The sequence below is a fragment of the Fluviicola sp. genome, assembly GCF_039596395.1.
Classification (GTDB): Bacteria; Bacteroidota; Bacteroidia; order Flavobacteriales_D; family Crocinitomicaceae; genus Fluviicola.
Genome location: NZ_JBCNJT010000003.1, coordinates 456,402 through 473,424, shown reverse-complemented (window position 1 = coordinate 473,424; position 17,023 = coordinate 456,402). Strand labels below are relative to the sequence as shown.

Sequence of the window (17,023 nt, the reverse complement as noted above, 5' to 3'; positions counted from 1 at the left end):
AAAACAATCGTCATGAAAATATTAGCATTCGGAGCAAGTACCAGTAAATCTTCAATTAACCAGCAATTTGCGCATTTTGCGGCACACCAGTTTGATGGAGAAGTCAATATGATCGATCTGAATGACTTTGAAATGCCTGTATTTTCAGTGGACAAGGAGAAAGAAGACGGGTATCCCGTTCAGGCTCACGAATTACATGATATCATCGAAAATTCGGACTTCCTGGTGATTTCCATGACCGAGCACAACGGAAGTTATTCGGCGGCATTCAAAAATACGCTGGATTGGTGTTCCCGTTTAAACAACAGCGTATTCCACGACAAACCGATGTTATTGATTTCAACTTCACCGGGAAAACTGGGAGCAAAATTCTCTTTGGAAGCTGCACTTAGCCGTTTTCCGCGTCATACGGCAAATATCCTGGGACATTTCAGCCTGCCGAGCTTCCAGGAAAATTTCCACGATGGAAAGATCAGCAATGAAGAACTGGCAAAAGAGTTCAACGACCTGATTGAAAACGTAAAAGAAACGTTATCTAAGCTGAAATAAAGAATCTACCCCGATTATACGTTCTACGGTATATCCTTCCGCGTAGCGGGCTCCGATTGAACGACCGAATTCGGCCATTCTTCCGCGAAGGAATTCAAAAAACTCTTCTCCGGAAATCGGTGTTTTCGGTTCGGAAGAAGCCGGGTCCCAGAATTGTGTTTTATATGCTTTGATCGAATCGAACTTTTGTTCTACGAAATCCGTCACATCAATCACAAAATCCGGTTGCAGGTAACGGTCCTGGATGTAATGGTAAACAAACTTCGGGCGATGTGCTTCCTGTGCTTCACCGTTCCAGGTGGTTTCAATTCTGCGCAATCCGGCCAGGAAACACGCTTCAGAAGCCAATTTACTTCCTTTGCCGTGATCCGGGTGACGATCCGAAACAGCGTTCATCAAAACAATCTCCGGTTTGAACCGGCGAATTTGCTCGATAATCAGGCGCAGGTTTTCTTCGGAATGTTCGAAAAAGCCATCCGCCATTTGCAGATTAACGCGTTCTGTCAGCCCCAAAATCCGGGCTGCTGCTGCTGCTTCTTCCTTGCGGGTTTCTTTCGTACCGCGTGATCCCAATTCACCTTGTGTCAGGTCAATAATCCCGGTAGAATAACCCATTGCGCGGTGTTTCAACAACGTTCCGGCAGCGGAAAGTTCCACATCGTCCGGATGGGCACCGATTGCTAGTATATCAATTTGACTCATGATTTCGGATCCAATCTAAAATATGCTGTTCGGAAGGTTCTGTTTGAGGTGAAAAATAACCGGCAATTTTGCCTTCCTCGTCAATGAGGTATTTTTGAAAATTCCAGCTTACTTCCGTACCCGTTTGTTCTTTCAGCCATTCATAAATCGGGTGAATCTCCTCACCGATGGTATGTACTTTCTCCGAAAGCGGGAAACTTACTCCGTAATTGGTTGAACAAAAAGTAGCAATCTCTTCCGCTGTTCCCGGTTCCTGTCCTCCGAAATCATTACAGGGAACTCCAAGAATGGTAAATGAGTCACCGCCGAATTCTTCATTCAACTCCTGTAATTGCGTATACTGGGGAGTTAAACCACATTGCGATGCAACATTCACCAAAAGTATTTTTTTGCCTTTAAAAGCGCTCCAATCGATGGGTTTACCATCCAGGTAATTCAATGAAAAATCGTATAAATTCATAATAGTTCTCTTTGACTTTGAAGGTACTTTTTATTTCGAACTCCTGCAACTACTGTCAGCACCAGGAAGATCAGGATCGTAAGCCACACGTATCCCGGTAAATTCACCGATCCGTCTCCGTTGGCATAGGAATGCAGTCCGACCAAAATAAAGTTCACTCCGAAGAAAGTAAATAAAATAGCTGCATATCCCCACATCGCTGCTGCGTTGAAGGCAAATTTCCCTTTCAATCCCGGAATATATCGGAAGTGCAGGATAATGGCGTAAACCAACACGGAAACCAAAGCCCATGTTTCTTTCGGGTCCCAGCCCCAATATCTTCCCCAGGACTCATTCGCCCAGATTCCACCCAGGAAGGTTCCGATGGTGAGCATAAACAAGCCGATGGTAATTGTCATTTCGCTGACAGCAGTAAGCACGGCGATATTTTTCGTTGCTTCTTTGCCGTTTTTGGTACTTCTTGTCAGGTACAGGATAATGTTCACGAAACTGATGATAAATCCAAGCCCCAGGAATCCGTAACTGCTGGTAATAATTGCTACGTGGATCATCAACCAGTAACTTTTCAGAACCGGTTGCAACGGAGTAATTTCAGGATCCAACAAGTTCAACTGGGAAACGAAGATAAAGAACCACGCCAGTAAAGCGGCGGCGGCTAAAATTACAATGCTTGTACGCGAGAACAGGAATCCTGCCAATACAATGACCCACGCAATGAAAACCATCGCTTCATACCCGTCACTCCATGGAGCGTGGCCGGAAATCATGCTTCGCATCACCAATCCGGCTCCGTGATACAGGAAGATAATCGCCATCAAAACAAAAATAACCTTGCTGACGATGGAATAACGGCGATCCGATTTATCCGAAGGATTGAAGAATACGCGAATGAAGAAGATGATCAGCAATACCAGTGCAAACAGGATGTAAGAATTTCCGGCATTCTTGAAAATTCCCATTTTGTTGTAAGAAACTTCCATTTTCACGTGAGATTCCGACGGCAAAATTGACGCAGGAGCAATGGAACGCTGCAATTTCTTCAGGTCGTTCAATAATTTCGTTGATTTGGAGAAGTCATTATTGGATTTCGCTGCATCGTTCAAAGAACTGATGTATGTTAAAGCCAGGCGGCTTGAAACACTGTCGCGCTCCATCAATTCCTGGTTGAAAGGCATGAACCAGCGATTGCCCTTGTCTCCTTTCAGCGGAATGATCTTCATGTAATTCCAGTTGATTACTCCCAATAAAACCTGGTACTTCTCCCCCAGTTTGATCAGTTTCTTCTGCACTTCAGATTGCTGTCCTTCCGGTTTTTGCAAAGCTGCATTGTAATCATTGATCCATTTGAAATTGCCGGTTTCATCCGTCAATTCACGGAAAGAAACGTATTTCGTCAGGTTGTATTTGTCAAACAGCGCCGAAGGAACCAGGATTACCTTTTGATTCAACCAATAATCCGGGTACATGTGCATGCTGATAACAGTCTGAACCGCATTACGTCCTTCGTATTTGTTCGCACGGTACAATTTGCTCAATAACTGGTCACACAGTGTATGCATCGGGATGATACGCCCGCGGTTGTCCTGAACCAGCAAAGTTGCCAACTCGTCACTTTGGTCTTCCGACATGAAGTAAACGACCGGATTTACCGGAGCAGCCGGCATAGTTTGTTCGTGCTGATGCGTGTGTTCGTGTGTATCTTGATGTTCATCTTGCTCAACCGTATCTACTTGCGTAACCGCACCCTGTGAAAATGCGGATGCCGAAAGAATCGTAAATAAGATTGCAACCACCGATTTTGCATTCGATTTTTTCAATACTCCGATCAATTCTCTGAAACGGGAAGACGGAGCAAACAAACTAAAAACCATACCGATAAACATCATTAAATAACCGAAATACGTGATATTCGTTCCCCAAAAATCGTGGTTTACGCTCAAAATGGTTCCTTTTTCGTCCGGATCATAGGAAGACTGGAAGAAACGGTAACCACCGTAATCCAATACGTGGTTCATAAATACGCGTTTCGTTCCGAATTCATTATTGGCGGTATCCAATACCTGCAAATCGCTCGCATACGAAGAAGGCATGTCGGATCCCGGATAACGGTCCAGGATAAAGTCATTACATTTCATATAGAATGGAATCTTGATGCGTTTCATCCCGTATTCCAGGCGGTAATTCAAGCCATTCATTTCAAAATAAGCCGATTCACCGATTTCTTTGGCACCGCCTCTCAAACGCACAATTTTCGAGTGAGAGCCGTCGGTTACTTTCACCGTCAGGTAATCCGAACCGACATCCCTTCTTCCGGAAGGCATCAATTTCTTCCCGACATTCGGAATTTCCTGCTTGAATACGAATTGTTGTCCGGCGATCTGGTAAAGGGTGGTAGTTGCAAAAACCACTTCCTGTCCGGGAGCTACTTTCACGAAAACAGAATCAGGCGGAGCAATCCCACTTTGACGTGCTTTCTGCATCTCTTTCATCGGAATGTATTGCAGCGGCATATTCGGTTTCAGGCGTAAAGTATCGTTTCTGCGGTAAATATTTACCCCGTTTACCAGGTTTGGCGAAAACGCAACCGGCACACCGTTCAGGTTGAAAATCTCATTATCGATCACGTAATTGGATTTCATTCCATCCGTAACGATATCCAAAGCGCTTGTTTTGTATTTCGGGCTGATCTCTATCGTATCGATCTGCTTGGATTTAAAGTCAACGTATTCGATGGAAACCGGTGTTTTGTGCTTCGGGAACTCGATGTCCAGGGAAGCGGAATTAAACGGGTACGATTCGGCCAGGAAAGTCTTCACATCATGCGTCAGCTGGAATTCTTTCCCGTCGTTGATATTCACCCACAGATACGGGTCCGACGTATAGACAATATTCGAAGAAGCTCCCTCGCGAATCATCATCATTCCTTCGTAGCTGATGTAGCGCGTAACCCACGCACCAATGATAATGACGATGAATGAGATATGAAAAAGGAAAACTGCAATCTTTTCGCGCTTCCACATTTCGTAGCGGAAAATATTCGCTACCAGGTTCACGCACAAATAAGCCAACAGGATCTCAAACCATTTCGCATTATAGATCCAAAGCTTTGCAGCCTGTGTATTTTCGTAAGATTCTATAAAAGTTGCGATTGCGATTGCGGAAAGGAAGATGAATAATCCCATTGCCATTGCTCTCATTGAGAAAAGAGCTTTTGCTAGTTTTTCCATGTAAAAACGGATTGATAATTTTCAGGTACAAAAGTAACTATTCGTTTGAGTTTATCGCTCAAAATGTTGAGCGAATTACGAATACCGGATGTCCTATTCCGAATTAGATTTTGGCTATTAGCTAATGATCAATCAACTATGTAAGAAATAGAGAACACTGGTTTCCAAGCTTCTCTGCCGGAAAGATATGCCGCAGGTGTAGATCTTTGCGCACAAACTACCGCATAAGTATTGCGGTTTAATGATCTATCTGCTGGATTTGCGTAAATCCACGGAAAACAAAAAAGGGTTCACTTTCGCAAACCCTTTCAAAAACTCATTATTATCTTATCCTTGTTCTACTACTTCAGCAGGAACCAGGATTCTTCCGCAATGTTCGCAAACGATTACTTTTCTGCGTGTATCGATATCCAATTGACGTTGAGGCGGGATTTTGTTGAAACATCCACCGCAAGAATCGCGGTCAACACCCACAACTGCCAATCCGTTTTTCGCATTGGAGCGTAAACGGTCGTAAGCTGCGATCAAACGGGAATCAATGGATGCTTTAGCCTTTTCAGACTGAGCGATCAATGCTTCCTCTTCTTTTTGTGTTTCACCGACAATCTCGTTCAACTCGTCTTGTTTCACTTTCAAATCGCCTTTACGCAATTCCAAACGCTCTTTCGCTTCGTCAAGCACTTCTTTTTTAGCAGTAATCTTGATCTTAGCTTCTTTCATGCGCTTGTCGTGCAATTTGATCTCCAACTCCTGGTATTCGATCTCTTTCGCCAACGATTCAAACTCACGATTGTTTCGTACATTATTTTGTTGATCCTTGAACTTCACGATAGCAGCTTCTGCATCTTTCATTGCAATCTTGCGATCTGCAACTTCAGTATCCAACTCTTTCGCTTCGTCCTGAAGGTTCTTGATTCTAGTCTCTAACCCTTCGATCTCGTCCTCTAAATCCTGAACTTCCAACGGCAATTCACCACGTACGGTTCTAATTTTATCGATTTGAGAATCAATCTTTTGCAACGCATACAATGCGTCCAACTTTTCAGCAACTGTTGTTTCTTTTGTACTTGCTTTTGCAGCCATACTTTAGAGATAATTTATCGGATTCGTATTTACACTCGTTAAACGAACCGCAAAATTAGTAAATTTTTTCTTCATTTGTGCTACTAACCACTCAGAAGTATATTGTTCCGATTCAAAATGACCGATATCGGCAATCATCAGGTGATCTTCGGCATCGAAAAATTCGTGGTATTTAAAGTCTCCCGTGATAAAAACGTCTGCTTTTGCCCGGATCGCATCTTTCAGTAAAAAACTTCCGGAGCCACCGCAGACAGCTACTGTTTTGATCTGCGATTTGGTAGGATTGGTATAACGCACTGTACCGCAATGGAATGTTTTCTTTACAAAATTCAAAAATTCCATCGCTTCCATTCCGTTTTCCAGCGTACCGATCATACCGCTTCCGATGTATTCGTTCGTGTTTGTAAGCCCGATCACGTCGTAAGCAACTTCTTCATAAGGATGTGTTGCTTTCATGGTGTGTAAAACAGCGTGCAATGCGTGTTCCGAAACAATAACTTCGATCTTCACTTCCTTCACCACTTCCAGTTCACCGGCTTTTCCCAGAAACGGGTTCGCATTTTCATCCGGCCTGAAACGTCCTTCCCCTTCCGAAGTAAAACTGCAGGAATCGTACGAACCGATGTATCCCGCGCCGGCCTTTGCCATAGCTTCACGCAACAGATCGGCATGTGTCTGGGGAGCAAAAACAGCCAGTTTAAAATTTGTAGCAGCTTTCGGACTCAGGATTTTACAGTTCGTCAATCCCAATTTTTCTGAAATGATGTGATTCACTCCGAAATGCACATTGTCGAGGTTCGTATGGATTGCAATAAGGCTGATATCGTTCTTAATGGCTTTCAAAACGGTGCGTTCCACGTAATTTGCCCCGGTAATGCGTCGCAACCCCTTAAAAATAATCGGATGATGCGTCACAATTACATTTGCTCCATGCAAAATGGCTTCGTCCACAACCGATTCGATACAATCCAAAGCAACCAGCACTCCTTTGATTTCGCTATTCGGATCACCGACCAGCAAACCGGAATTATCATACGATTCCTGGTAGGTAAAAGGTGCGATCTGATTTAAAAAGGAAACGAGTTCTTTGACTTGCATGTGACTGATTTTATCTTTCAAAATTACGAATTCCGGGCGACGAATTTCGAATTAATTTGATACGAAACTGATCATTTTGGATTAATTTGCACAAAACTTCCTACACATGAAAAAATCACTCTTGCCCTATTCGATCATCTTTCTGACGTTGTTGATCCTGTTGGGATTTGCAAATACATATCTTTACATGGAATTAGATCTGCTGCTCAAAGAATTTCCGGAGGTTGGATTTTGGTCCATCGGAAAAAACCTGGTTTGTATTCCTATTTATATAACACTCTTTCTCATGTTGGTAACCCTGGTTCAAATGAACCGGATCAAAAACTTTCATTTTGAACGTTTTGTTCCTATGATCAAGCGCCATCGGATGCAAAAGACTTTCCGTATCCGGGTTTTGGGAATGCTTCTTTGCCTGGCTATCTCGATCCGGCTTTTATACATGATTATGTATACCGTCAACGCTCCATTGAACGAACCGGGAAACCCGGGTAATTTCCTGCAAACTTTTTTCCTGGGGTTTTAAAAAACCTACAGATTATAAAATCGAAGTTTTGGGATGTTTTTCAGGTAGATTTCACGCAACTGAGGTTCGGAAAGCAAAGTAGTGTTTAAAATCTGTGCCTGTCCGGAGGATGGAATCTCATGAATTCCAAGGACCGGATGACCAAAAATAACACGCTGGAATTTCTCCGGCTCGTGTGAAACCCAGATAAAAGGAACTTTACGATCAATCAGAACCTTTGCCGTCAAACGTCCCTTCTGCCCCGTTCCGTTGACGATCAAGTGTTGGTCTGAATCCCAATTCAGGTCAATAAAACGATTGATTTTCAAGGAAAAAAAAGCTTTTTGCTGATAATGGACGCTTGTTTTTGAAGTTCTGGTATCGTGATCGCGCCACAGATGAGTTACCAGGTCCAATCCTTTTACCTCAAAACCGGCGTCATACCAGCGAAACAACAAATCGTAATCTTCCGGGTAGTTTAAACCTTCGAAACCTCCGCATTTTTTCAGATCAGCTTTGCGCATCATCCAGTTTCCGGATGCCAGGGAACATTCCCGGTAAATATGGGTGTAAAAATCCTGCTGATCCACGCGGCCATTCAACCACTTTTCATAGGCCAGATAACCCGGAGAAATGGAACCTGTAGCTGAAAAGTAGTTTACTTTCCCGGTAACGATGTGAGCTTCTTTCGTTTGTAATTCCTTCAGAAAGCACTCCAGTTTGAAGTCCGGCATTACATCATCCGCATCCATGCGGGTCACGTATTCTCCGTCCGATTTGGTAAATGCCGTGCAAAGTGCATCGACAATTCCTCTTCCTTCGTTTTCAAGCAAAATGATTCGCGAATCGTTCAACAGGTCAGCAATGGCATCCAATTCATTTTCGGTGCTGTGATCGTTGACCAAAATCCATTGCCAATTTTCGTGTGTCTGACCGATAATGGACAAAGCTGTTTCCCGAATGTATTTTTCGGCATTGCGGTACGGAGTAAGAATGGATATCAATGACACGGCCTCAAAATTACGAATTCCAGGATTGCAGTAGGACTGAAAAATTTTTCGGCCCTACTGACATTATTAATTACTTTTATTGCATGGAAAAATTCCGTTTGTTACTTCTTCCCTTTTCCTGGCTCTACGCATTGATCGTAAGCTTACGAAATTGGATGTTTGATGCCGGAATCAAAAAATCACAACCCATTCCGGGAGCTTCTATTTGCATCGGGAACATTACAGTTGGGGGAACGGGGAAATCTCCGCTCACGGCTTACATCGCCAAACTTTTCGAAACGGATAAACCCGTTATTCTATCCCGTGGCTACGGACGGAAAACGCAGGGTTTACATAGTGCCAACTCAATGAGTACGGCCAGTGAGATCGGTGACGAACCCATGATGTACTGGACGGGCTTCAACCACCAAATTCCGGTAGTTGTGGCTGAGAAGCGCCAGGTTGGTGTCGACTGGATCCGTGAACACCATTCCGATTCGGTAATCTTATTGGATGATGCTTTCCAGCACCGGGCCGTAAAAGCAGGATTGAATCTTTTGCTGATGACTTATGACCGGCCGGTTTTCAAAGATTTTGTATTTCCTGCCGGAAACCTTCGGGAACCACGAGCGGGGATGAAGCGTGCCGACATTGCTTTGGTCACTAAATGCCCGAAGAACCTTTCAGAAGCTGATAAAAAACCTTTCCGGGATAAAATTCCCTTGAAAAAGGAACATATTTTCTTCAGCGAAGTCATTTACGGGGAGTTGAAAGGACTTTTTGGAGCCGTTTGGGAAAATTTTGATCAATTAATTTTAGTAACCGGCATTGCACAGCCCGAACCACTATATCGTTTTTTAGCTGAGAACCATCGCGTTGAGGCCATTCAATTCCCCGATCATCACGCTTTTACTGCGGAAGATATTCAACAAATCCAACAAAAAGTTGCTACTTTTGCCGACCGGCGATGTGCGGTAGTTACAACCGAAAAAGATGCGGTGCGTTTTGCAGCATGGAAAGAAATCCTGGAAGCGACCAAAATCCCGTTTTTCGTACAAAGCATTTCGTTGAAGATAGATAGAGAAGAAGATTTTAAAGCGTTACTTAAAAATTATGTTGTTAGAGCAAATGAAAGAGGCTGCTGAGTACATCAACAGCAAAACACAAGTTAAACCGAGTATCGGAATCATTTTAGGAACCGGATTGGGTGGATTGGTAAAGGAAATCGAGATCATCGATGAAATTCCTTACGAGCAGATTCCTCACTTCCCTGTTTCAACGGTAGAAAGCCATTCCGGGAAATTGATTTTCGGGAATTTGGGCGGAAAACAAGTGGTTGCCATGCAAGGCCGCTTCCATTATTACGAAGGCTACAACATGCAGCAGGTAACATTCCCGGTTCGCGTAATGAAATTACTGGGAATTGAACGCCTTTTCGTAAGTAATGCATCAGGAGGTGTAAATCCGGATTTTGAAGTAGGTGAAATCATGATCCTCGACGATCATATCAACTTGTTCCCTGCTCATCCGCTGATCGGGAAAAACATCGATGAACTGGGGCCTCGCTTCCCGGATATGAGTGAGCCTTACGACCATTCCATGATTGAAGTTGCCAAAAACATTGCAGCAGAAAACAACATCAAAGTTTCTGTAGGAACTTATGCCGCTTTGACCGGGCCAACATTGGAAACGCCGGCTGAATACGGATACGTTCGCGCAATCGGTGCGGATGCAGTTGGAATGTCAACAATTCCGGAAGTAATCGTTGCACGCCACATGGAAATTCCTTGTTTCGCAATCTCTATCATTACCGATTTGGGTGTACCGGGGAAAATCCAGAAAGTAAGCTTACAGGATGTTATTGACGTAGCAAGCAGACAAGAACCGAAAATGACCTTGATCATGAGCCAGTTGATCGCTCGTTTATAAGTTCTTCGAAACAGATAATTGAAAGTCCCGGGATATATCGTCGGGACTTTTTTATTTCATACCGGTCACTATTCCCGATTCCCGAATGATTTCGTGATATAACAAAAACATGATATCATGTTTTCCTTTTTTTTCATGGACACATTTTGGGTCAGAATGGTGGTCTGTACCGGAAGTTCGTTACATTAGTAAAAAAATAGGCTATGAACCTCAAAGACTTTTTGGAGGATTGTAAACAAGAGAACATCATCGACCAGACTACTATGGATCGCATGTATGCCCATTTTTTGAAGCGCAATGAACAGCGCGCCGTAAATGTGCAGAACCAATCTCAGATCAATCAAAACAAACAGAATAACGGATTAATCATCACCGTGAGTATCATCGGGGTATTCCTGATCGGTTTCGGGGTTATTTACCTCTTTGCCCACAACTGGGATGACCTTTCCCGCCCGACTAAAACCATTCTCAGCATCCTGCCGGTTTTTCTTTCCGTACTGGCGAATATTTTTACCGTTACCCGGCGAAAAGACAATGTGATCTGGCAGGAGTCTACAGCCATTTCCACCTTCCTGGCTGTGGGAAGTATGCTCGGGCTGATCCTGCAGATTTACCAGCTTCCCGGAATTGAGAATTATTTCTTTACCTATTGGTGCTTGCTTTGCCTGCCGGTAGTTTATTTGCTGAAATCGCACAGTGCCGTTTTTTGCGCCATGGCCCTGATGCTTTTGAACTTATTCAGTTACCCCATGGACCAAAGTGCGATCTACCAGGTTCCCTGGTTCGGAAGCCTGATGATGTTCTTTGCGCTGGTTCCTTACCTGAAACGCTTGTTTACACTGCGTCAGCCGGAATCGTTGTATGTGACGCATCAAATCGTTGTTCCATTACTGATTTGTTTCAGTGCAATTATCAGCATGAGCGGATCCGATGCATCCATCTGGCTGATCCTGTTCCTGTTGCTGGCTAATTTCCATTTGTTCGGATCAAGCCGTTTTCTGCGCAACGCGAATCATCAGCCGACTGCTATGAGCATCCTGAGTTATACCGGGGTCAGTTTGAGCTTAACTTACCTCCTGTTCTACAATAAATGGGGATTTGACCGGATACTGCAAGCCGAAAACGATGATCACCGCCTGATTTTTATCCCGATCCTGTTTGCTTTGGGATTGGTTCAATTGTTCCTGTATTTTTCCAAAGAGAAAATGACCACGCAGAACCTGTATAAGTGGCTGCTTCTTCTACCTGTTCCGTTCATCCTGATGGATTATTACGGAGTAAATGCTTTCCGTTATTACCAGGTCACTATTTTGATCGGGGCGGCTATTGTGATCCATTTTGCGCAGGAGCGAAAAGACGGATGGCAGATTTACCCGGCATTGGGCCTGGTTGCCATGCTCGTTTTCAGTCTTTCATATATTAACGGTGGTGCCATGGGCTTTTTCCTGATAGCGCTTATTCCGAGTATGTATTACCTGGTACCGGCTGCACTCCTCGATGAAAAAACCAAAAACAGCCTGAGTTCCGACCAGATCATCATTCTTTCTTTCCAGATCCTCATCCTGATTATTGCCAGTTTCGGAGGATTCTGGGCGCTTCTGAACTTTGACGTGGGAGAAATTCTCGGGGCTGAATACGCGCGGCCTTCCATGAGTACATTCCAGGTTGGCCTGACCGCTTCGATTTGTTTCGGGATTCTGTTGAGTGTGATCAAATTGCGTAAACAGTTATTCTCACATGTAAAAGGATTATTTGCGCTTTTCAGCCTGGCAGTTCCGGTACTGATCTGGATCGGATGCATCTCACCGGTAAGTTTGCAACACCTATATTCCATTTTCCTGCTGGTATTGGGGATCATAGTTTTGGTCTACAGTGCCAAAAAATCCAATCTGACGGTAGCCAACTTTGCGCTCGGACTGATCGGTTTGGTGATGCTGTGCCGCTTTTTCGACCTGAAAATGTCTTTAACCGTGAAGGGAATCCTGTTCATTCTGATCGGAAGTTCCTTTTTTGTTGCCAACTACCTCATTCTAAAAAACAGAAAGCATGAAACCAGTAAATAAAAGACTCATCGGGCTGATCGCCATTTCGTTGATCCAGCTGACTTTCCCGCTTTTTTTCATCGCAGCCAAAGAACAAGTCATTGAAACCGGGAAAGAATACCTGTTCCGCATACAACCGGTTGATCCCTACGATTTTTTCCAGGGAAGATACGTGAGGCTGAATGTGCAGCCCTTGTTTTACAAAACAGATAAACCAGGCGATTTCAAACGCAACGACATCGTTTATGCCGAATTTGTACAGGATACCGCAGGAGTAAAAATCACGTCCGTTTCCCATAAAAAGACAAAGCATTCCCTGAAGCTGAAATTGTATGCAGAACCACGTAATACGCTATACATCCAATTGCCGTTCAGACGATTCTACCTGGAAGAAAACAAAGCTTTGACGATTGAAAACAGACTCTTAACAGACCGGCAACATACGAACTTCGTTCATGTAAAGATCCTGAAAGGCGATTTTGTCATAACCGACATCAGTTCCAACGGAAAATCGCTGATTACCGGCTTACCCGTTAAAACACCTGCATTAGCAAACAAAAACTAAGCGTTTTACCCGCGAAAACATTATAATTCAAAAAAGAATTCATTTGAGGCCGTTATTCGGTGAAAAAACTCGAAATTTGTGACTCAGTTAAAAATCAGCATGTCTATAAAAGATAAATACGAAGTGGTTATTGGTTTGGAGGTTCACGCACAGTTGCTGACCAAAACCAAAGCCTATTCTTCAGATCTCAACGAATACGGAGCGCATCCGAACACCAATGTGAGTGTAATTACTCTGGGCCATCCGGGAACTTTGCCCGTGATGAACAAGAAAACAATCGAGTTTGCTGTCAGACTGGGTCTGGCTTGCGGTTGTACGATTGCAGAGCACCAGCATTTTGCCCGCAAAAATTATTTCTATCCCGATCTTCCGAAAGGATACCAGATTACACAGGATACTACTCCGATTTGCACGGGCGGTTCTATCGTGATTAAGGGTGATGACGGTGCAGAAAAAACCATCGGTCTGACGCGTATCCACATGGAAGAAGATGCCGGTAAATCGATCCACGATGTGGATTTGTACGATACATTGGTCGATTTGAACCGCGCGGGAACTCCCTTATTGGAAATCGTTTCCGAGCCGGAAATCCGTTCCAGCCAGGAAGCATACAATTATTTGACAGAAGTGCGCCGTTTGGTGCGTTACCTGGATATTTGTGACGGAAACATGGAAGAAGGTTCCCTTCGCTGTGATGCCAATATTTCCGTTCGCCTGAAAGGTGCTGCTGAATTCGGAACGAAGGTCGAAGTGAAAAACATGAACTCGATCCGGAACGTACAGCGTGCTATTGAATTCGAAGTGGAACGCCAGATTGAAGCGGTGGAGAACGGAGAACGCATTTCACAGGAAACACGCAGCTTTGACGCTTTGAAAGGAATTACCATTTCCATGCGAAGCAAAGAAGCCGCAAACGATTACCGGTATTTCCCGGAGCCGGATTTACAGCCGATCGTTGTGGATGCAACTTACGTGAATTCCGTAAAAGCGAAAATGCCCGCTCTTCCGAGAGAATTGTACGCCAAATACACACAAGAGTTAAAACTTTCCGATTACGACGCTGGAATTCTGACCGATTCCAAATCGATCGCCCTGTTCTTCGAAGAGGTGATTTCGAACACGAAAAATTACAAATCGGCAGCGAACTGGGTCATGGGTGAAGTGAAATCTTACCTGAACCAAAACGGGTTAGAAATCGAAGATTTACCTGTTTCGGCGAAGCAAATTGCGGGAATTATCAACATGATCGAAGGCGGAAAAGTTTCCAACTCCGCTGCGGCACAAAAGCTTTTCCCGGCATTGATCGAAAATCCTGCTGCAGATATCGATGAACTAGCTGTCTCCCTGAATATCATTCAGGAATCCAATGCTGACTCATTAAAAGAAGTTATTTTGGGAGTTTTCGGGCAACACCCGAACGAAGTTTCCCGTTTTAAAGCAGGAGAAAATCAGCTGACAGGATTTTTCATGGGTAAAATCATGCAGGCTTCTGGCGGAAAAGCTGATCCAAGAACAACAAATACGCTGTTGCGTGAATTAATACAAACCGTTTGATGAACCGTTTTTCTTTTTTGAGTGTCCTTTTTTCAGGAATAGTCCTTTTCTCTGCTTGCGGAGACAACAACCTGGATGAAAAAACAGGATTGGAAAACAATTTCCACATCGAAGGCCATATCCAGGGTGCTGCCAACGAAAAACTGAAGATCGAAGCACAATCCCAGCAAGGAGTGATTTCCGTTGCTGAAACAACAACAGATGCTTCGGGGAATTTCGAATTGGACGGCAACATTCCAGGAATGGGGATTTACTCCATGACCTTGGGAGGAAACAGCAAAAATGCGGTCGTGATTCCTTTGGATGTCAACGATCAGCTGGTGGTGAATGCAACGAAGGAAAACTTTGCCATCACACCTTCTTTCTCCGGTACAAAATGGGCGAAACCTTTAACGAAATACATGGTACTGTTCGGCGATTTTGCCAAAAAGCAAATGGAGCAATTGCCTAACATCAAAGACCCTGAACAACAATTGGCCGCTTTCTCCCGCTTGAAACAGCCGATTGTCAAATTCTCCCAGCAGCAGATCCGCAAAGATCCAGGAAATCCGGTGAATATGATCCTGATCAATTTGATGATGCCGTCCCAGGAAGAAGGTTTCGCCAATTGGGATTCTCAAAACCTGGAAGATCTGAGAAAAATGGAAGCAGCTTTTCAGCGAAACTATGCCGATTCTCCGATCACCGGGATGATTTCCCAGCAGGTGGCAGCCATTGATGCACAATACCAAAGTTACCAGCAATACAATGCCGGAACGATGGCCGCTCCTGAAATTGCATTGAAAAACCCTTCCGGAACAGAATTGCGTTTGTCTGCTTTAAAAGGAAAAGTAGTCCTGATCGACTTCTGGGCTTCCTGGTGTGCTCCGTGCCGCAAGGAAAACCCGAATGTGGTTCGCATGTACCAAAAATACCGCAACCAGGGATTTGAAGTATTCTCCGTTTCCTTAGACCAAGACCCGGAAGCATGGAAAGGTGCAATTGCCAAAGACGGATTGATCTGGAAAAACCATGTTTCCGATTTGATGGGCTGGCAAACTCCACTAGTTCAGTCTTATGGTATCCAGGGAATTCCGCATACCGTTCTTTTGAACCGGGAAGGGAATATTGTAGGCGTTGGATTAAGAGGCGCAAAATTGGAACAGAAATTGATAGAACAACTGGCAAAAAATTAAGACTCAGCGCAGGCTGATAACAACTTACAACACAATGACTATGAAACAATTGATTCTTTGTTTGACACTACTATCCGGAATAGCTTTCGGCCAGAAACCGATAGATGTGGAAGTGAGCGGAAACATCTTCAACACAGCCGGAGACAGTATCAAGATCTCACAGTTTTACGGTTCTCACTACCAGGATTTCATCAGCGGAAAACTGGATAAAAAAGGGAATTATTCCCTGAAAGGAAAAGTTCCTGTGGCAGATTATTACGTATTGCGTTTAGGCCAGCAGCACATTAACCTCATTCTGAAAGAAGGATCCGTAATCCGCATCAACGCAGACGGAAACAATATCAATGCGTTCCATACCATTACCGGTTCCGATGAAAGCATCGCCCTGAATGAGTTTGTGGGACAAATGCAGTATTTCAACCAAAAGAAAGATTCTGCCATTACTGCCATGAAAGCAACTCCTGAAAACCAGGAAGCAATCAATAAGTATTACCAAACGGAATATTACAAGTTCTCGGCTTACAGACAGAAGTTCATTGCGGAACACGCGAATTCTCCGGCACTTTTACCGGTTGTAAGCACGCTTGACACCGATAAAGAATTATCTACTTACGAAGCAATTGTGAACCAGTTGCTGGTTGCTTTCCCTTCCTCTCCGAGTGTGCAGAATGCAAAAACCAGTTACGATCAGCTGAAAGCTCAGAAAGACAAGCAAAACTTCCTGGGCTCCGGAAAACCAGCTCCAAACTTCACGCAGAACGACGTAAACGGTAAACCGCTTTCTTTATCCGATCTGAAAGGAAAAGTGATCCTGTTGGATTTCTGGGCTTCCTGGTGCGGCCCTTGCCGTAAGGAAAACCCGAATGTGGTTGCACTTTACAACAAGTACAAAGACGCAGGCTTCACGGTTATGAGTGTGTCGTTGGATAAAGACAAAGCACCGTGGCTTGCTGCTATTGAAAAAGACAAATTGATCTGGCCGAATCACGTTTCCGATCTAAAATACTGGTCCAATGAAGTGGCGAAACTGTACCAGGTTTCTTCCATTCCGTTCACCGTATTGATCGACAGAGACGGAAATATCATCGATACCAAATTAAGAGGAGTGGAATTAGAGCAGGCGCTTAAAACAATCTTCGGATTCTAAG

General features: G+C 44.1%; 15 protein-coding genes. 9 read left to right on the top strand and 6 right to left on the bottom strand.

Translation table 11 applies throughout. The features are described from left to right. Nucleotides 1-12 precede the first annotated feature (12 nt). Nucleotides 13-549, top strand: coding sequence for an NAD(P)H-dependent oxidoreductase (locus ABDW02_RS17315; protein ID WP_343636790.1), 537 nt, complete (start codon nucleotides 13-15; stop codon nucleotides 547-549). Here ABDW02_RS17315 and bshB1 read toward each other — a convergent pair. From bshB1 to ABDW02_RS17290, 5 genes are all read right to left on the bottom strand, one after another. After that, nucleotides 532-1,251, bottom strand: a complete 720-nt coding sequence (gene bshB1, locus ABDW02_RS17310) for a bacillithiol biosynthesis deacetylase BshB1 (RefSeq protein ID WP_343636787.1) — start codon at nucleotides 1,249-1,251, stop codon at nucleotides 532-534. The two genes, ABDW02_RS17315 and bshB1, sit on opposite strands and share 18 nt — an antisense overlap. After that, nucleotides 1,238-1,711 (bottom strand): glutathione peroxidase, encoded by a 474-nt coding sequence (locus ABDW02_RS17305; protein WP_343636785.1) that lies wholly within the window; start codon nucleotides 1,709-1,711, stop codon nucleotides 1,238-1,240. Before ABDW02_RS17305 ends, bshB1 begins: the two co-directional genes overlap by 14 nt. Continuing rightward, a complete protein-coding gene (gene ccsA / locus ABDW02_RS17300) occupies nucleotides 1,708-4,938 on the bottom strand; it encodes a cytochrome c biogenesis protein CcsA (protein ID WP_343636783.1) in 3,231 nt (1,076 codons plus the stop codon). The genes ABDW02_RS17305 and ccsA overlap by 4 nt, the downstream gene beginning before the upstream one ends. Nucleotides 4,939-5,265: 327 nt before the next feature. Then, nucleotides 5,266-6,021 carry a C4-type zinc ribbon domain-containing protein gene (locus ABDW02_RS17295; RefSeq protein ID WP_343636781.1) on the bottom strand — a complete coding sequence of 252 codons (756 nt, stop codon included), beginning with the start codon at nucleotides 6,019-6,021 and terminating at the stop codon, nucleotides 5,266-5,268. 3 nt (nucleotides 6,022-6,024) lie between these two features. After that, a complete protein-coding gene (locus tag ABDW02_RS17290) occupies nucleotides 6,025-7,119 on the bottom strand; it encodes a Nif3-like dinuclear metal center hexameric protein (protein ID WP_343636779.1) in 1,095 nt (364 codons plus the stop codon). Between the two features lie 106 nt (nucleotides 7,120-7,225). Between ABDW02_RS17290 and ABDW02_RS17285 the strand changes: the two genes are divergently transcribed. Further along, nucleotides 7,226-7,642 carry a hypothetical protein gene (locus tag ABDW02_RS17285; protein WP_343636777.1) on the top strand — a complete coding sequence of 139 codons (417 nt, stop codon included), beginning with the start codon at nucleotides 7,226-7,228 and terminating at the stop codon, nucleotides 7,640-7,642. A gap of 5 nt (nucleotides 7,643-7,647) precedes the next feature. Here ABDW02_RS17285 and ABDW02_RS17280 read toward each other — a convergent pair whose 3' ends face one another. Further along, a complete protein-coding gene (locus ABDW02_RS17280) occupies nucleotides 7,648-8,631 on the bottom strand; it encodes a glycosyltransferase family A protein (RefSeq protein ID WP_343636775.1) in 984 nt (327 codons plus the stop codon). Nucleotides 8,632-8,714: 83 nt separating this feature from the next. Between ABDW02_RS17280 and lpxK the strand changes: the two genes are divergently transcribed. From lpxK to ABDW02_RS17245, 7 genes are all read left to right on the top strand, one after another. Next, nucleotides 8,715-9,755 carry a tetraacyldisaccharide 4'-kinase gene (gene lpxK, locus ABDW02_RS17275; RefSeq protein WP_343636773.1) on the top strand — a complete coding sequence of 347 codons (1,041 nt, stop codon included), beginning with the start codon at nucleotides 8,715-8,717 and terminating at the stop codon, nucleotides 9,753-9,755. Further along, nucleotides 9,727-10,539, top strand: coding sequence for a purine-nucleoside phosphorylase (locus ABDW02_RS17270; protein ID WP_343636858.1), 813 nt, complete (start codon nucleotides 9,727-9,729; stop codon nucleotides 10,537-10,539). The genes lpxK and ABDW02_RS17270 overlap by 29 nt, the downstream gene beginning before the upstream one ends. A 203-nt stretch (nucleotides 10,540-10,742) precedes the next feature. Further along, nucleotides 10,743-12,602, top strand: coding sequence for a DUF2157 domain-containing protein (locus ABDW02_RS17265; protein WP_343636770.1), 1,860 nt, complete (start codon nucleotides 10,743-10,745; stop codon nucleotides 12,600-12,602). Next, entirely contained in the window at nucleotides 12,586-13,146 is a 561-nt protein-coding gene (locus tag ABDW02_RS17260; RefSeq protein WP_343636768.1) for a GDYXXLXY domain-containing protein, read from the top strand. Before ABDW02_RS17265 ends, ABDW02_RS17260 begins: the two co-directional genes overlap by 17 nt. Before the next feature lie 99 nt (nucleotides 13,147-13,245). Next, nucleotides 13,246-14,700: an Asp-tRNA(Asn)/Glu-tRNA(Gln) amidotransferase subunit GatB gene (gatB, locus tag ABDW02_RS17255; protein WP_343636766.1), complete on the top strand. Its 1,455-nt coding sequence runs from the start codon at nucleotides 13,246-13,248 to the stop codon at nucleotides 14,698-14,700. Next, on the top strand, nucleotides 14,700-15,875 hold the full coding sequence (locus tag ABDW02_RS17250; RefSeq protein WP_343636764.1) for a TlpA disulfide reductase family protein: 1,176 nt from the start codon (nucleotides 14,700-14,702) through the stop codon (nucleotides 15,873-15,875). The genes gatB and ABDW02_RS17250 overlap by 1 nt, the downstream gene beginning before the upstream one ends. Before the next feature lie 40 nt (nucleotides 15,876-15,915). Next, nucleotides 15,916-17,022 (top strand): TlpA disulfide reductase family protein, encoded by a 1,107-nt coding sequence (locus ABDW02_RS17245; RefSeq protein ID WP_343636762.1) that lies wholly within the window; start codon nucleotides 15,916-15,918, stop codon nucleotides 17,020-17,022. The last annotated feature ends 1 nt before the right edge of the window (nucleotide 17,023 follow it).

What these genes read in the sequence shown, in the direction of transcription:
- ABDW02_RS17315 (WP_343636790.1), top strand. Translation starts at nt 13, where the DNA reads ATGAAAATATTAGCATTCGGAGCAAGTACCAGTAAATCTTCAATTAAC.
- bshB1 (WP_343636787.1), bottom strand. Translation starts at nt 1,251, where the DNA reads ATGAGTCAAATTGATATACTAGCAATCGGTGCCCATCCGGACGATGTG.
- ABDW02_RS17305 (WP_343636785.1), bottom strand. Translation starts at nt 1,711, where the DNA reads ATGAATTTATACGATTTTTCATTGAATTACCTGGATGGTAAACCCATC.
- ccsA (WP_343636783.1), bottom strand. Translation starts at nt 4,938, where the DNA reads ATGGAAAAACTAGCAAAAGCTCTTTTCTCAATGAGAGCAATGGCAATG.
- ABDW02_RS17295 (WP_343636781.1), bottom strand. Translation starts at nt 6,021, where the DNA reads ATGGCTGCAAAAGCAAGTACAAAAGAAACAACAGTTGCTGAAAAGTTG.
- ABDW02_RS17290 (WP_343636779.1), bottom strand. Translation starts at nt 7,119, where the DNA reads ATGCAAGTCAAAGAACTCGTTTCCTTTTTAAATCAGATCGCACCTTTT.
- ABDW02_RS17285 (WP_343636777.1), top strand. Translation starts at nt 7,226, where the DNA reads ATGAAAAAATCACTCTTGCCCTATTCGATCATCTTTCTGACGTTGTTG.
- lpxK (WP_343636773.1), top strand. Translation starts at nt 8,715, where the DNA reads ATGGAAAAATTCCGTTTGTTACTTCTTCCCTTTTCCTGGCTCTACGCA.
- ABDW02_RS17265 (WP_343636770.1), top strand. Translation starts at nt 10,743, where the DNA reads ATGAACCTCAAAGACTTTTTGGAGGATTGTAAACAAGAGAACATCATC.
- ABDW02_RS17260 (WP_343636768.1), top strand. Translation starts at nt 12,586, where the DNA reads ATGAAACCAGTAAATAAAAGACTCATCGGGCTGATCGCCATTTCGTTG.
- gatB (WP_343636766.1), top strand. Translation starts at nt 13,246, where the DNA reads ATGTCTATAAAAGATAAATACGAAGTGGTTATTGGTTTGGAGGTTCAC.
- ABDW02_RS17250 (WP_343636764.1), top strand. Translation starts at nt 14,700, where the DNA reads ATGAACCGTTTTTCTTTTTTGAGTGTCCTTTTTTCAGGAATAGTCCTT.
- ABDW02_RS17245 (WP_343636762.1), top strand. Translation starts at nt 15,916, where the DNA reads ATGAAACAATTGATTCTTTGTTTGACACTACTATCCGGAATAGCTTTC.